Annotated in this window: 13 protein-coding genes and 1 pseudogene; 4 read left to right on the top strand and 10 right to left on the bottom strand. The window is 52.3% G+C overall.

From position 1 onward, the window contains the following. Positions 1-389 precede the first annotated feature (389 nt). Together FZE95_RS19185 and FZE95_RS19180 are read left to right on the top strand one after the other, a co-directional pair. Positions 390-674 (top strand): hypothetical protein, encoded by a 285-nt coding sequence (locus FZE95_RS19185; protein WP_150302401.1) that lies wholly within the window; start codon positions 390-392, stop codon positions 672-674. 34 nt (positions 675-708) lie between these two features. After that, the gene (locus FZE95_RS19180; RefSeq protein WP_150302400.1) at positions 709-1,044 is read left to right on the top strand and encodes a hypothetical protein; all 336 of its coding nucleotides are present in this window, start codon (positions 709-711) and stop codon (positions 1,042-1,044) included. Positions 1,045-1,284: 240 nt separating this feature from the next. Here the strand turns inward: FZE95_RS19180 and FZE95_RS19175 are convergent, their stop codons facing one another. The 3 genes from FZE95_RS19175 to FZE95_RS19165 all read right to left on the bottom strand — a co-directional run bounded on the left by FZE95_RS19175 (position 1,285) and on the right by FZE95_RS19165 (position 3,086). Next, the gene (locus FZE95_RS19175; protein ID WP_223825135.1) at positions 1,285-1,758 is read right to left on the bottom strand and encodes an RES family NAD+ phosphorylase; all 474 of its coding nucleotides are present in this window, start codon (positions 1,756-1,758) and stop codon (positions 1,285-1,287) included. Then, on the bottom strand, positions 1,755-2,207 hold the full coding sequence (gene parS / locus FZE95_RS19170) for a type II RES/Xre toxin-antitoxin system antitoxin (RefSeq protein WP_150302399.1): 453 nt from the start codon (positions 2,205-2,207) through the stop codon (positions 1,755-1,757). Before parS ends, FZE95_RS19175 begins: the two co-directional genes overlap by 4 nt. Before the next feature lie 690 nt (positions 2,208-2,897). After that, entirely contained in the window at positions 2,898-3,086 is a 189-nt protein-coding gene (locus FZE95_RS19165) for a type II toxin-antitoxin system VapB family antitoxin (RefSeq protein ID WP_150302398.1), read from the bottom strand. Positions 3,087-4,380: 1,294 nt separating this feature from the next. On the opposite strand from FZE95_RS19165, the gene mobI reads away from it, so the two are divergent. Then, complete coding sequence (mobI, locus tag FZE95_RS19160) at positions 4,381-4,836, top strand: conjugative transfer protein MobI(A/C) (protein WP_150302397.1); 456 nt, start codon at positions 4,381-4,383, stop codon at positions 4,834-4,836. Positions 4,837-5,284: 448 nt separating this feature from the next. Further along, complete coding sequence (locus FZE95_RS19155; protein ID WP_150302396.1) at positions 5,285-7,192, top strand: hypothetical protein; 1,908 nt, start codon at positions 5,285-5,287, stop codon at positions 7,190-7,192. 159 nt (positions 7,193-7,351) lie between these two features. On the opposite strand, the gene qatD is transcribed toward FZE95_RS19155, so the two are convergent. The 7 genes and pseudogenes from qatD to FZE95_RS19875 form a co-directional block, all read right to left on the bottom strand. Further along, positions 7,352-8,116 (bottom strand): Qat anti-phage system TatD family nuclease QatD, encoded by a 765-nt coding sequence (qatD, locus tag FZE95_RS19150; RefSeq protein WP_150302395.1) that lies wholly within the window; start codon positions 8,114-8,116, stop codon positions 7,352-7,354. After that, positions 8,113-9,378: a Qat anti-phage system QueC-like protein QatC gene (gene qatC, locus FZE95_RS19145; protein ID WP_150302394.1), complete on the bottom strand. Its 1,266-nt coding sequence runs from the start codon at positions 9,376-9,378 to the stop codon at positions 8,113-8,115. Before qatC ends, qatD begins: the two co-directional genes overlap by 4 nt. Next, positions 9,375-9,815: a hypothetical protein gene (locus FZE95_RS19885; protein ID WP_218573647.1), complete on the bottom strand. Its 441-nt coding sequence runs from the start codon at positions 9,813-9,815 to the stop codon at positions 9,375-9,377. Before FZE95_RS19885 ends, qatC begins: the two co-directional genes overlap by 4 nt. 383 nt (positions 9,816-10,198) lie before the next feature. Continuing rightward, positions 10,199-12,070, bottom strand: a complete 1,872-nt coding sequence (locus FZE95_RS19135) for a KAP family P-loop NTPase fold protein (RefSeq protein WP_150302392.1) — start codon at positions 12,068-12,070, stop codon at positions 10,199-10,201. A 2,035-nt stretch (positions 12,071-14,105) separates the two neighbouring features. Beyond that, entirely contained in the window at positions 14,106-14,312 is a 207-nt protein-coding gene (locus tag FZE95_RS19130) for a hypothetical protein (protein ID WP_150302391.1), read from the bottom strand. A gap of 908 nt (positions 14,313-15,220) precedes the next feature. Then, positions 15,221-15,377 (bottom strand): annotated as a pseudogene (locus FZE95_RS19880) (M48 metallopeptidase family protein); the annotation flags it as partial. 1 nt (position 15,378) lies between these two features. Beyond that, the coding region (locus FZE95_RS19875) for a YgjP-like metallopeptidase domain-containing protein (protein ID WP_223825134.1) at positions 15,379-15,666 on the bottom strand (288 nt) is incomplete at both ends.

Genomic DNA, 15,666 nt, shown 5'->3' with positions numbered 1-15,666 from the left:
TAAGTCGACGCTGGTGGGTCAGTATTACTCCGGCGGTGACAGCGTACGCTCTATTAGAATCATTTCCCGCAATCTGGCGCATAAGAAGGCTTTTTTGCTTCTCAATATGGCCTTGATCAACGAGCTCGATGATGACGCGGTTTTTTGCAAGAATTACCTTTATTCCCTCAAACATATCGTTCTTCCTTAAAAAAGCGGCATAGCAGCATTAGCGTAACGATCAAGGCGGCCTGTTCGCGATTTGGGTGCCAATCCTGAGAGCAGTATTTTTATCTGAACACAGCCCGTTACCATCTCAATTTACCATAAACCTCGTTGGGCGTAGTGATAGCATTGTGCTTCTGGGTTCCGTTACGATCCCACGTTTATTTTCCAAGCAAAGGATTTCCATGCCAACGCTGGCTACCATATCGAAGAATAAACCTGCCTGGATTGCCAATGAGGGGCACTGGCGAATGCTTCAGGTGCTGCGCTTCTTCTTATCCGGCGCGGTGGCTTTAGTTGGCTTCGGTTTGTTAGTCGCCTTTGCTTTGGACCACAGGGACTACAGCTATTTGATCGTGGCAGCTTTCTTTTTCGGTACGGCTGTGACTACTCATTGGGGTATTTATGCAGCTGCCTGGGCGCTGTGCTGGGTGCGCGAGGGGTTTTCGCAGACCAAGGAAAATCCTTGAAGGTCATATATCTTTAAAGTTGAGGGAGGAAAAGATGTCCAGATTTGATAGGGATTCGGTACGGTTGCTTGCAGCAAAAACTGGTCTGGAGATAGTGGAATGGGCTAAATCCGGTGGAAATCCGCACCAGAAAGCATTGGATAAGCAGGACGAGCTAGAAGCGTTAACAACCGACTGGCCAGAAGAAGAACGACTTGGATTTCAGAGTATGTTTGATCAAGAGATGGAAGCCTGGAACGAGCAACAAGAGAATAAAAACGTAGCTGCTCTCGTCGAACAAAATGATTTCATCAATGTTTGGGGGGCGGTTGTAGGCATAAGCATCGGACTTATTTTGCTGATCATCATGTTTTCTGCGAGCAAAGGTTAGTCGCCTGCGGTATGCCCTCATCTACCCCGGTGCCTAGGTCAATCATCGCGGGATCACCAATCCTGCCTACCCTGGCTCCCAGTTCAAGGGTAAGCCGGCAGAGCCGGTCGCGTTGGGAGCCTTGAACCAGAGACTAGGCCTTGCATTGGCTACTTGCAGCGACAACTACCCAGACACCGGGGACACCTGCCGTGCTGATGCATCGTAGAGGCATATTTTTCCCTGCGTTAGCTGTACTGCCTATTTAAGCCTTGGATCAAACTCGAAATTCACTTCCGTGCTTGTTGCGACGATCAGCTCGAAAGCAGGATGAGCTGGATTGAGGAGAATGTTTTTTTCCTGAACTATGACAGTGCTCGGAACGACCAGGGCAACGCCATCCCCCGATACCAACCAACCATCACCTATTGCAGCCGTTTCACTGGGAGCCGGGTCAGCTTGCCAGTTGGAGGGAAGGTCAGATTTAGCCAGGGAGCGAACATGCTCGACGGGGATCTTGACGGAGAACAGGACGTAGGCTGCGAGAAGATCAGATGACTGTAGATGTACCAGCACCTCAAGGGTAGCGAGTGAGATGCTGGACGACAGGTATACACACCGTTGGCCTTTGCTGTTCCAGCGTCCACCGTGTCGACGGGCTCCCTCTCCATCGAATGCCGTGCTTGCCCACTTCTTTTTGACGATCCGAAAGTACTCGATGCTCTCGTCCGTCACGCAATGACCCCGTGCTCAAGCCGGCCTATCAGATCCAGAACAGCCTCAGCTTCAACATTGGTTCCGAGCATGTCCATCGGCGCTTTGCCGCCCAGTCCCTTTACCGGCGCGTTCATCCATTGACGTGCCGCTTCCTTGTCGCCTTCAAAGAGATTCACCGCGGCTTCAAGGACTTCGGCAAACATCACAATCTTGTCGCTTTCCAGCGTATTAAATCGTCCTGATTTGGTGCGCCGATGGATAGTCGTGCCCGATATAAGCAGTACTTTTGAGAGCCTCTTTATGTCGAGACCTCCTGCGTCGGCAAGTCTCTCGTAAACGACATAGCTGACTCCTTCCCTCACGGCGCTATGTAACTTTTCGCCCCGGCTAGGAAGCCCTATCTTCTCCCACAACGACTCAGTCTTGGACCTTTGGGGTTTGTAGGTCTTGATGTGAACGGTCTCCATATTCCCACCATCTGGTATTCTTGAAATATCCAATTGAATTGTGAGTCTACTGCCTTCCGAAGTCAAATAAACTGACACGATGGCATCATTTTAGCCGTACCTTCCCGTTGCAAAGAGTACCACTTCGTATATATTTAATTATATTTCAACTAGTTAACGTTTCCCTGCGTGTGGGAGAGTGTGTGGGTGGGCCGTTCCGATTCGCCATAGACCGCATCAAATATGCGCTCTGCAGGGCTTTGGTATGAGGATGAGCTATCCTCATACGAGGCGTTGAAATTTGCGTCCCCTTCTAGCACACTCATCGTCCTATACCTCCGCACTAGGGCTTATCTCGGTATCGCTCACCCACAACCGCAGCGCAGCTCGCCTTTATGTTTCTCTGACGCTAAGATCCTGCCTTTTGACTTAGTGCTCTCATTGCTGATTCTCAACATACTGTGCCTACGCAGCCGGGTGTGTCGCTAAGCAGCTATCAATTGCCGCAAGGCACCAGGGAAGACGGTACTTTCAGTCTTTTCTGTAATAACAATTGACCGCTACCCAACATCTATTCGATTACGCGCCACTGCTAAGCGACCTGCAATATCGTCTGTCAAAATGAATTAACAAACAAACCCATCAGACTGTCACTGATTAGTATTGAGCAGGTCGAAACCCTTTATCTAACCTCCCGCTGCCATAAAGGCCCTAACGACGAGGGGGCATTTCACTCATATTAGGCGAGACTCCACCGAGCTCTGCTAACCGCTTAGCAGCCTGAACTCTTATAAAAGCTTCCAGAGCCCCATGAAAAATGTCTTCTTGACCCATATCAGGGCCAGCCAACTTCGACGCTTTCGCGTAAAGCGCATCATCAATATTTATCTTAATAAGCATAAAACATCTCCTATTTCGATACAAGGAAGGACTATAAAGCGTTGTCTGCGACAGGAAATTCCATCAGAAACCGCATAGCGACTCACAAACCAAAGCGAATAATAAATTGATCTAGTAACACATTTGATATAAATCGTACAAACAGATTGCCGTGTCTATATCGTTTCTTGTCGCAGATAGCCCCACCGCCACATCAACAACAGTGATGCATAAAACAAGCATTCACTATTCGGCAGGGGTATTTTTTCCCGGACAGATTCGTGAAAGTCGATTTCAGCGTCATACAAAATGGTACTTTTATGTAGATTAAGAGAGGGATCAATCCCTGCGCCTTAACTGTATCAAACCCGCGCCACTGTTTATCAATGTGGCGACCTAGGCGCCAGTCTACAACTCTCTTCACCTTGGCTGATGCTCAAGGGTCAGAGGAGAAAGGGACCATCCCGTCGCGTTCTCATCACGCCCAGCATAGCTGCAAGCCCAGATAGACATCATATGTGGTGCCATCGAGATGCCATCCCCTGAAGCAGCTTCCTCAGTGTCCGGGGCACGCTCGGTCATAAAAGCGCTACCTGTACATCGCGCAGAGCCGAATTCGACTCGAAGGATTCCATGCTCCTTTTTCTGCGACGCGCTTCCGCGACCCGGAAAAACCACATAAGAAACTGCGCTTGGTGGTCATCTCTGATTACCTTACTATTACAGAGATAAGACAATCTCAGTAATAAAAAATTCTCCGGCAGGTTTTTCTTTAGTAAAGCGCCGGAAAAACGAAGCTAAGCCATTGTTCTTGCGAACTTTTTCCGTTGCCCCCTCTTTCTGCGCACCCAAATCAATTTTCTAAACTATAGATTCCGGGGACAGTATAGCCGGAAAAAAATTTGCTAAGCCTTTGTTTCTGCGATCATTTTCCGTGAAAAGAAGCCGGAAAAACTCCGTTTCCGCTGTCCTCTCTCCGAATGGCGCCGGAAAAAGTGAAGGCGCAGGTAATGAGGTGCAAGAGTCTGGTAAGACATCCTCCGGCATGATCACACTCCCGGTTTCGACCTCCTGGGCAAGGCATCTTGAGGAGAGTGTTGCATGCCTAAAGCAAGCGGTGGAGCAGATCCGAGGACAATCCCCTCGACCTAGCGCGTTCGGCGCCATTCAGGAATGTATCTGTCAGCCTTTCACAGGGATCGTCGTGCATAAAGCCCTATCAAAAGCGTTTTTATACCGAAATCCTGTTTAATTCCCAGTTTTTCCGTCAGGAGTCTGCTGGAGAATCTGCGGACAGACTAACCTGGAGCAAACAATGCTAGAACTGGACTTGGAACTAGAAACCTACGAAGAAATGCTGATAGTGCTGGACCGTCAGTTTGAAGAATTAACAGCGGAAGCTAAGCGACTGATGGTTCAGTTTTTAGAAATTGCTGCAGAACGGAAAATCCTGCTCCCGATCGTGATTACGATAAACGAGGATAAGCGATATCGTTCTACGTCAATCCGTTGGAGCAAGACCGTATTGGTGCGCGATGAAAGGGGTTCAAAACGAGTTTTAGCCCGCCCTATGCGTAAAGGGCGAGGGACCCATAGATATCCAGCTTCAGCCTTTGCCTTTCTAGAACCCAAACTTCGATATCAAGTACTCTTATATGAAGAATGGCTGGCCATCATCAGGTATGCTCTATCACGCAACTGTACCGTGCATTCCCATATCAATCACACAAAGAACACTCTTGCCAAACAACTGCCTTTCCTAGACAACTAGGGCAATCTGAAGCTTTAAAACATTACTCGATTTTCTACCCGGATTCAATAATTACTCATTACACTAGAAACGATCGACGGCACTCACATAGCGCCGCCGATCGTTTGTTGTTTACTACTGGACCATAGCTTTTTCCAATAACGGCCATTCGCCAACCGTGCTTACGGATAACTTCTCATTTCAGGGCTTGCCTGACAAATAACCGTTCACCGCAAAGAGCCATAGACGAGCACCAAGAACCGAGTTCGATAGACTCTTATATCGCGGCAAAAACGTAAGATCAGCGCTATCTGGACCGCCGCTCGAGCAACACCCGTCAAAAATAACAGAGTCAGCAAGCACCCTCTGACAACAAGCAGTGAGCACTCCTTAGCAGATTCACGACTGTGAAAGATTTCCTAAGCTCGTGATTGATATAATCTCACAATTATTATTAGGAGGATGCTGCATGAGCTACTCATGGTTATTGCCTGTAAGCACGGATGTTTGCGGAGCGGTTGTGTCTGAGCCTGAGCTGGATCTGTCACAACTTTCGCACTCAGAAATCGCCGCACTGGTCTACCTGCAGAACCTTCCCAAGCTGTCACAATCGATACTGTTGCCTGATGATCTGGAGAAACGTTTCGCCCGTAATATTCAAATCCCTCTTGAAGAGTTGCAGGCTTACCTAAAGGCCAGGCATGACAACAGCGCGCTGAGCCAAGGCGTTATGCTCTGCGCCCAATACGGCATCCATTTTATGGATCAAAAGGAAGTAGAAAGCAGACGCTATCTGCAGCCAGACGGTTCGTGGGACTTTTCCTACGCGCAGCGATTGCGGAATCTGGCTACCCCCTATCAGGTGGTACGACATGACGGCGTCCTGCTACACCTTAGCGACAGCCAGCGCCGTATTATGGATGCGGAGATGGCTATGCCTGAGGAGGTGATCGGTTCCCAGTCAAACGCCGGGACTGGCAAAACAACCATTTTATACGAGATGGTAGAGCGGATAGCTGTTCGGGATCTTAAGCCCGTGACCGTTTTGGCTGACCAACCACAGAAGCATAGGCCCCTGCTCCATAAACTGGGTAAGAAGAAATACCAGACTTACAAAAGCCGCATCCATCTGCTGACCTATATAGGCCTGGCTATTGAGTTGCTGGCCGGCTCCAATCGCCGCCTGGCGGAACGGTTCGGGATCGCACTTGGGACGCGCTACTCGGCGACAGTCTTAGTCGAACGCGCCCAACTGGCCGATCCTAGTCGCATGGGTGTAGACCAGCTTGCAGCACAAAGCTGGGAAATCGTACGCAGATACTGCAACAGCTTGGACCCGGTCATATCCGAGCGTCATATCCCTCCGAGCAAGCGCCTACATATGGGCAAGATCGAAGCGGCAGCGGCGGTAGACTCCGCAATCCGCGTCTGGAATGCCATGATCAATTTGACCCATTCAGACATGCCGATGCGTGGCTTCCATCTGGTCAAGCTGTTGCAATTGTCTAATAAAACCTTACCAGAGCGTTACGGCACCATATTAATAGATGAACTGCACGATGCTCCCCGGGTGATGGTAGAGGTCCTGCAGCGTAGCGGGCTGCCCCTGCGAATGTTGGGCGATCGCTATCAAAACTTCCGAGGTTTAGATCTGCCTTTCACTGGTACGCTGCTGACATGCGAGATGACAGTCTCACTGCGCGCAGGGACGCGGATGGCTGATTATGTCAACCCGCTTATCAACATGCACCCGCTACGTTCAACTTCGCCGTTTTCAGCAGATGCCCGCAAAACCACTGAGTTCCATGAGTATCCCGCAGATGGGCTACCCTTGGAGCCGGCAGTGATGCCGGCGCCGGATGAATGGGGAGTCGTAGACATGCTTATCCGCGGACGCAAGCAGGGTCGCGCGGTTGATGTTTTTGACCCTGGCAGAACCTTGAGTCACTTTGTTAAAGACTGCAGAGAACTTCTCAAGCATGGACGCCGCTCGACCCACGGGGCACTCCGACGCTACGACTCGTGGGAGTCAGTAGCCCGAGCCATGATCTGGAGCCCAGCATTCCAGCGCGTGGAAGAATGGTTAAAAAATGGAGACCATTTCGACCTGTCATACCGTTCGGTACCAGAAAGCGAACTCATAGGCCGACCTCTGAATCTGATCGCGGTCAAATTACACGACATCAAATCTTTCGAACTGCCGATTCTAGCTCTGCCGGAAACACTCTACTACCTGGCTCGGGAAGGCAGCCAACGGGAATTAGCGCGCACCTTATCCATGCTGTATACGGCCGTCACCCGGGGTGCCGAGCGGGTACACCTACCCGACTCGCACAGGGAGTGGCTGACCTATCTGGACAATCCCGTAACTGCGTAAAAGGCGACGGTACAACGGGCTAAGAAACGTTGTTTAGCTTATTTCGCTCAATAGCCGCCGCCTCCCTACGGGCGGCTTTGGTTAGCTGCAACTAGTAGCAATTGACATATTTCTGCAAGTCGCCTTGATCCGCTTCGTGTTGCACCGAGATACTTGGAGTTATTGGGTGGGGATGTGTGCTGAAGCATTGCAACCCATCTGGCTAAGCAGAGCCTTGGCGTTGCTCAACAACTGGTGCTTGACCTCTAGCGGTGGTAGCGCCCAAGCCTCGCTCAGCAAATTGACGGTAATGTCGAAATCCCAGGGCATCACCGGACGCCCTTCCAGCTGCGCGAAAGGCCCATCGCTTTCAGGAAGGACCCTATCTTTCGGAAGCTTTTTGGCTAGCGCCTTCCCAGCCGCGGAATGGAAAGCCGCGGGGCCAATGCTGAACCAGCAGCCTTGCCCAGCAGCGGCCTTGAGCTCTAATGCCGTACCGGTGAACCAATGCAGCACCGGGATGCCGTGGTCAGGGAACTCACTGAGTAGCGCCAACACGTCTAAAACCGCCTGTCTCGAGTGGATGCTGAGCGCACGCCCTCCCAAGTCATGGCATCGCTTCACGGCAGTAGCGAAGACTTGCTTCTGCTTTAGGTAGCTAGAAGCATACCTCTTAGAGCCATCCAAACCGATTTCACCGACAGCAATGGCGCCATCAATCAACTCTGTGAGGAGGTCCAATTCTTGGAAGCGCTCGCCGACGATCTCAGGGTGAAGGCCCGGGCTGATCAGCATTGCTTCGTGGTGACCAAGCACCGAGCTCGTTGCCTGGAAAGCCTTCGGGCTCGTGGTTACCAGCCACGTGAACGCATTGCGGCTCAGAGCCTCAGCATGTACTTCCCTAGCTCTGGGGTAGAGATCTACATGGCAATGGAAGTCGATCAAAGCAGTTGGTCCTGAACAAGAACAGCTTCCAGCTCAGCAAGTCCCTGCTGCAGGACTCGGCGATAGTCTGGACGCTCCTCAATAGGTGCAAAGGCCAGTGTGCCGCCCAGGAATCGATCCAGCCCTCTCTGCTTGGCATCGAGCACAGCCAGAGCTACTGCCATGGGATCATCGGGACCGCCTGACTTATCGCTGCCTAGTACGGTCGGAAAGCGATAGTTGGTTTGATCGGACCCCGGCCCCCACGCAAAGAAAGCTGCTCGACGGATCAGGCAAGGTACACAACGGCCACAGTGCTGGCGATTATAAGTCCGGAAGCGCCCGCAACTTGTGGAGTCCGAAGCCAACTCTCTCAACCTGTCCTGATCGAGACAGCCCCGCATCATCTCTCCTTTGGTTTGGAAGCGATAAGGCAGTATCAACTCAACGGATATCCCGAGCTCATCGAGTACGCTTTGAAGCGTGCCGATGAAAAGCGGATGGGTCGTGCGCGTACTCAGGCTCGAGACTCGGCCAGGGACCAGTGGAGGGTTGATGCAGATAAACCCGTTTTCAGGGATGTAGATTTGCGGCCTGGGCAGACTAATCTTCGTCGAGGCAAGCACCGCAAATGCATAGAAGGCCAAGGATCGAGCTCGGGTCGAGGATTCGTGTGCACCTTTGAAATTGATGCCATGACTCCATTGATAATGCCCGCCAGCACCTGCCAGCAGTTGTGCATAACGTCGTTGTAGTGCCGAGTCTTTGTGCGCAAGCTGGGAGACAAACAGAGGACGTCTGCCTTCGGTGACCAAATTGATGCCACCAATCAGGCTATCTAGCCCACCTGACAGCAAAGACACACAGTCGCTCTGAAGATAGGCACCATCCCCCTGAGGTGGCTCAAACCCTGCGTCGTTGAAAACCAAAGTCCAATAGTCGCCGGTCAGAACCTTTAGCATGTTCTCAAGACGATGTTTGAGAGGTAGCCAACGCAGTGGTTCGCAAAGTCCCACTGTGAGCTGGATCGTACGGGTCCACCCATCTGCGCTGGTACTTCTGGGGCTAGCCAGGTCAGCGCTGCAGACCGCTAGACAGAATTGAACAAAGTCCCAGACTGCCGGCGACGGCCGAAAGCCCGATCGTTTTAATGATCCATGCCAACGGTTAGCAATTGTACCAACGCCATCGCGTTGGGCTCCCTTGAAATAGGAGAACGCTCGCTCATCCGCCTGCAGCTGCTGCGGGATCCTTTCCGCCTTGGAGCACATTACCTTGTTCATTCGGCAAACACCTGCAACGCAGTTTGAAGGACTGACTGGGCTAAGTTTTTAGGATCTGCATGCGAAGCTTGCTTCTCCTCCAAGATCGCCCGCACTTCTGCCCAAACCCATTCTCTTATGTCGGCTCGGCGCTCTTGGATCATTACAGGATCATGCTTGAGCTTTTCGTAGGTCTGCCCAAGCTGCATATCAATGCGCTGACAGATTTGGTTAGCGATCGTCAGCCCTACTACTTCGGCAATTTGCGCATCAGTCAGAGCAAAAATGTCTACATCAGGGTGATTCTCATAGAGCTTCGCTAGCGCCTCAGCACCTGCATCATGCAAAGACTCCTCATCAATACTGCCGAAACCCGAACTGACTTCTTTCAAGACCTCAAGCGCCAAGTCGGAAGCGGAGAGATTGGCCGAGCGGCAGCGTGCTACCCAGTCGGTCACTCGCTGGTCAGTACCATCACGAGCAGCGGCCAGGAACTGACCAAGAGCTCCTGCCCCTCGTGCAGTGCTACGCATGGTAGAAGCAGCGCGACTCGCTCCTCCCATTCCTTTGGACACCATGCTCCTGGTCGCACTACGAAGATCGTCGCGGTTACCACTGCCTAGGTAAGATCCCATTTTTGCCCGGGCAGGGCCAAAGCGACGATCCGGAGCGATAACATTCTGTGGAGCAACAGGTGCCTCACTGGCAGGAGCCCCCTCTTGGTCAGAGTCAGTTTGCTCACCACCATCCGAGCTGCGAGCTGTAGCTCCATCTGGAGCCAGCCACTCTGGGTCAAAAGGAGAGCCTGAACGGCCACCACTGCAGGATGTTGATGTACCCATCAGTTCTTCTTCCTTAGGTGCTCAATCGCCGCCTTTGTATTCTTTGGCAGTTCATTTAGATCCTTCCAACGCTCCAAGACCTCGCGCGCCCAGGACTGAGCACCTAGAGTAGGTATGATGCCGGGGCCAACTTGCTTTAGAGGCGCTTGCTCCAACAAGCTGGCCGCCTTTTTACCCAGCTCGGGAAAGACCTTGCAGCACTCGATGAGCATCACGATCTCTTCGTTGCTTCTCCAGGTGCGCGTAGTGCTGCAGTTCTGCCATGCCTTGATCATCGCCAAACCAGTCTGATCAGGCCCAACCTTGTTTATAAGATCCGTAAGGGATTGGTGCCCACTCTTTGCCGCCTTCAAAACATCGCGAAGCTGTCGTGAGTCAGGCGTCATATTGTCATCGCCGAAGTCACGAGTCCCCGAGTCACGGCTCAGGTGAAGCAATGGGCGGAGATCTTCAGTGCCGAGTGCAGGTGGCAGTTCGAGCCACTCCCTAGTGAAGGGATTGTCCTTAAAGGGCTCGTGCAAGCCAGCTTGATTAGCGGCGGCGTTTTCCGCGTCGGCCAGGATCTGTACTCGACCGTCATTATCCGAATGCACTTGGCCAGCAATCTCCTCTGCAAGCGCTTCATCACAGCGCTCAAGAAGGTGCCATTTTGCCAATGCCGCGATATCTAGCTGGATGCCCTGCGGCGCAGAAAGGGCTTCACGCAGGTAAATCGTGTTTAGAAAGCGCTTCATGAGCCGGGGATTGGCATTGACTGCTGACGAGCGATGTAGAAGTGATGCCAACCCTTCTGCTAGGTCCATCAATCCTCGAAGCGCTTCATTTTCCCCAACTAAAGCGTAGAGAAAATCTTGATTGATCGTCTCACCTTTCCAGCTGTTTCGAAGCCTCTCGGGAACAAGCCTGAGCGCGTTTTTGAATTGGTCACGAGCGAATGTTCCGACATTGGCCTCTCGCTCAAGCAGCAGCAGAACCAGATAGGCTTTCGCCTCATTGAGACCAAGCCGCGGGACATGAAGCGGAACCTGAATGAGCTTGTCGAAGTAGTTGGTAGCCACATCACTCGAAATTCCTGCCCCATCAAAATGGACTTTCACAGCTGCCTTAATAAAGTCGTTGTCGGCCGCAACAACGAATGCGCTACGGCGAATGAACAGCAGTAGACGAATAGATTCGAGCGTTGAAATTGCGGTTTGTGGAAGGCATCGATCCAAGTCGTCGACAAAAATCACCAAGGTGATTTCAAGCTCGGCGAGAAGCTCTTCCAAGGTGTCTCGGAAGGCCTGGATGTGCGCCGGCATAGAGAACGGTTCGCTTGGTTTCAGCAAACCATTGGCCGCCGATCCAATGCCCTCAGCATCTATCGCTACCTCGCCCGGCTTTTCCAGGGAGGAGAAGAAGCCAGCAATTGTGTTGAACGTCTTGCCGAGGGCCCCGACCGGAATCCCAGTTGTCAATGTCAGTGCTGCCTCCCCACTCAGCTGGGCAATCCTGAGCAGGTTGATGCGACGCCACAGCTCAGCGGCCTTATTCGCGATGGTCTGGTTCTCTTTGGCAAGCCGAACAATCTCATCGCCGACGATCTGAAGCAGAGCACTGCGAGCAGACTCAAAATCTTGGTACAGCCAGGGATTGAAGGTGAGAACAACGAAGGTGTTACCTGGCTTGCCATCATCGACAGGCTTAGCTTCACCGAGAGCCTCCAGTCGAGACGCAATCATCTTCACCAACGACGACTTGCCAGCGCCCCATCCCCCGGACACACCGACGGAAATGGGCTCGCCATTTGCTCGCGTCAGCATGCTCGCACACGCATCAGCCACTACGCCGAAGTTTAGGTAATCAATTGCTGTCTCGTTGTCATGCCACATGGCTGAAAATCCATTTTCATTGGTCGAAGAACACCGCGATTATTACGCTAACCGGACCAGTTGCGAACTGCCACTGCTGATTTTGAAGTGAACTCTCTCAGTCTTGCTTACAATCGTCATCGATCAGTTTGGCAGGGCCAGTTTAAATCTGTAGCAAGCTGTACGTCCGCTTCTGGCCGTTTACTGCCCCTCCGGCTAGGCAGTTTACGACCCAAAGCTGCCTTCAAGACAGGGAAAGAATCGTCAAAACGACACCTCTCGATGATGTCTATCCAAGGGGCGATCACTAAAACTAATGAAAGCGAACCACGACAGTTGGCTACCATTCCCTTCCAAAATTACATGATGTTGCCTGGATGCCTTCTGCCAGCCGCATACTCGTTCAAATGGCCAATGCATTCGGTGAATTCTAATAGTGCCTCACAAACGATACCAGCCGTTTTATTTATGCGTGCGATCTCCTGAGCGGGAGTGAGACTCCAAACATTGGCCGCGCCTAAAATCACGTATGTGTATCCATCGCAGTACCATTTATTATAATCCGTTATCTCGTAGAAGATGCGCCGAACCGCACTAATGGCTCGCTCTTGAATGGCGTGCGTAATTGGATGCAGTGAATGCCAATGATGCACAGGTCTCCAATGGTCTTTTGGGCATTGCCTGATCAAATCCTGCATGACGACTACACATTCCCGGGGCACTTGGATAAACTTTGGGTCCCGGCACACACGGAAAACTACTCCCCTGCAAGCCTTCAGGAAGAGCTCCAACTTGCTGCATATTTCGGAAAAATCGAAGTTGGCATTCATCGGAACCCCATAAACAGACTCTCGTGCGCTTTCTTCCATCGCACGCTGCCACCCCCTTATGGTTTCACCTGGGAAGGTTAAGGGGTCATCGTCTACAAGCTTCGCGTGGTTGGCGCAAAGCCATGCACCGTTCTCATAAGCTCTGCGTTGCTCAGGCGTCAACGCGTTGTCAAACCGGGGCCCTCCTCGAGCTGCAGCTGAAACATGCGCAGCCTGCCCTAAATTGACGTTCTGCCCCTGTGGAGTGGACGCGTGGGTGACTCTCGGACAGCCTGGGTAAACGCATCGGAAGTGGACGTTCCGCGCCAGTGCGCTCTTGGTTGCAGACGTGAAATTATCTCTTCCCATCTCATCGTTCTCACTACATATCAAACATGGATTCCGTTTCACCGGTTACTCCGTATCGGCCGAACGTACCCAGAATTGAGGGTAGGTGATCCGGCTGCTTTCGCTCCCGGCTACTACTGTGTCGACGATTCGCACCATAAGCTCAGAAACTCAGCGTACACTCCACGTCGCCGGCTCCAGACTCTAGGGTCACTGCGCCTGATCTGCTCTACGCTCTGGGCAACGAAGGAAAACCGTGCTAATCAAGTCTGGCTGAAGAGGGGCACGAATGCTTCATCCCCGTCCTCGGGGAGCATTCCGGACGTGGCGTGAGGCGCGCGTGGGGCTGAATGAGTTACCGTGGCAGCTGAGATTTGGAGAGAGTGATCTCGTGGTTGCAACTGAATAGCCTCGCCTGGGTAGAAACCCTTCGGCCTAACAGCTGTCGCTCGTGCGAGGCGCCGCTTGGTCAACAACCAACGACCTCTTGCCCGACAGCAGACTCTTGCTGAAGCTCTGGCGACAGCGCACAGCCGCCGCTCGGTGACGACGCAAGCGGATTTGCGATTACCGATAATGATCAGGGAATAGTCGATATGAGCGCAGGCCGTTGAGTCCTGGCGCCAGGTGTGGCTCAACGGCAGTTACAGCCGAGCTTTCATCTGGAGCAGGCCGAAGAAGATCTGGCGCCAAGCATTATCCTGTTCCTGTAGGCGGTTCTAATGGATACCGTCGATCATGCCGTGGGTTGTGCGCAATCACGATGACAATCTGACCTTACGAGAAATCTCTAGGTCCGCCCTGCGGTATTCGTACTGCTTTTACCTCCGTAAAGAACCAGGCAGCCGATTTAATGCTGGAGTAACAGACCGACAATCAAATTCGCGACATCCAGTGCCTCATCCTAGCTGCGAAGATTGATGCGAACTGACTGCCGCAAGGAATTCCGCCACCTCTCGATCTGATGGCGGCTCCGGCCTGATTTGGGCGGAGCCATCATCGTATACGTCGATAAAAACCCATTCCAGTTCTTCCAATGGCTGACCAATATCTGGTGGAGTCACCCAATGAAGTTGCGATCGGATCACCTTGGCGTTTTCGCTCATCTATACCTTCCTTTCTGAATAGTTTTTCTCGCCATCTACTGACACGGCAATACAAAGCAAGATAGGCGGTAACCGAGACGACATTTCTCCCTGCCACCGCCTACAGATTTTCAAACATGCAGCAGAAAACCCTAATTCTTTTCGTCTGTGTTGGAGGTGCTCGCGCCGTTGAAGGGATATCTAAGGCTCAGCCAACCCCCCATTCTTTCACCTAGAAGGGATAGTTACCGGAATTAGCGTTGTTCAGGCATAGCGTCAATTTCACCTGCCGCCAGAAGGTTTTGGGTATTCTCTCCCAGAGGTTAGGATCATATCGATAAGGAACAGGAGGAGCATAAATGAGTTTCGACACCCCAACGATGCGTGAAGAGATGATGGGTTATGTACTAACTTTCGGACTAGCGTCAGTACTTCTCGCGTGTTCTGGATTCGCTTGGTGGCAGCTATACCTGTTCCACAGCACGCCCTCGATCTTTTATTCACCCGTGGGGTGGGATTACAGGTACGCAGGGGCAATTATGTCTATGGGAGCCTGCAGCGTTTGGGCCTATTTCTATGCCGTCGCGGTTCGGTCTAGACACTGGTTAACGGTAGCCAAAAAAAGTTGGCATTTCTCGCTTCCCGCAGTGATCCTACTCATGAGCACCGGGGTCGCTACTTGGCAGGTCCATAAACTAGGCATTTAAAATCGTCGAAGAAGACAAGACCTGTTGAAGATTTGGAAGAGCCTGTCAACTGACGGCTTGCCGCAAGGGTGCTGGACGCTAACTGGCGTACCTTGATGCGCACGATTACCTAGCCGCCGCTGGCAAATGTCCCTATGGCCAGAGCCACCGTTTACGACCCGACCAGCTCCCCCACGGAACCCTCTTGGGGCTCATGCCCAATGCCGCCACACTGGCGGCAGGTCAAACGCCTTCTACCTCAATCCCATGCTCGGCTAACCAAGCCTTGCGCTGCGCATAGTCTGGCATGGCGCGCTCGAGTCGGCGCCAGAACTCCGGCGTGTGATGCGGCTCGTGCAAGTGCGTCATCTCATGCACCACCACATACTCGGCGATGTGCNCCCGCCGGGCGCGACGCCCATGCGGGCCTGATAATTTTTGACGCGCACGGCTAGCCAGTTCCGCGCATGCTCGCTATACCAACGAATGAAATACTCTCGTGCCGACCCCAATTCGCTGCGTAGCAGGCGGAAGCGACCGGCTATCAGTTTCAGTGGTACATCCTGTTCATCGACCAACTTGAGCCGGTAGCTGCGGCCAAGATAAAGAAAGCCTTCGCCATCCACATACTCCTTGGTAGGAATAGCACGCTGCAGGCGCTCCTTCTCGGCCAGCCGTGAGTAAATCCA

Source organism: Pseudomonas profundi (assembly GCF_008638305.1).
Taxonomy (GTDB): Bacteria; Pseudomonadota; Gammaproteobacteria; order Pseudomonadales; family Pseudomonadaceae; genus Halopseudomonas; species Halopseudomonas profundi.
Note: the sequence above shows the minus strand (reverse complement) of the source record. Positions and strands in the feature narration are given on the sequence as shown.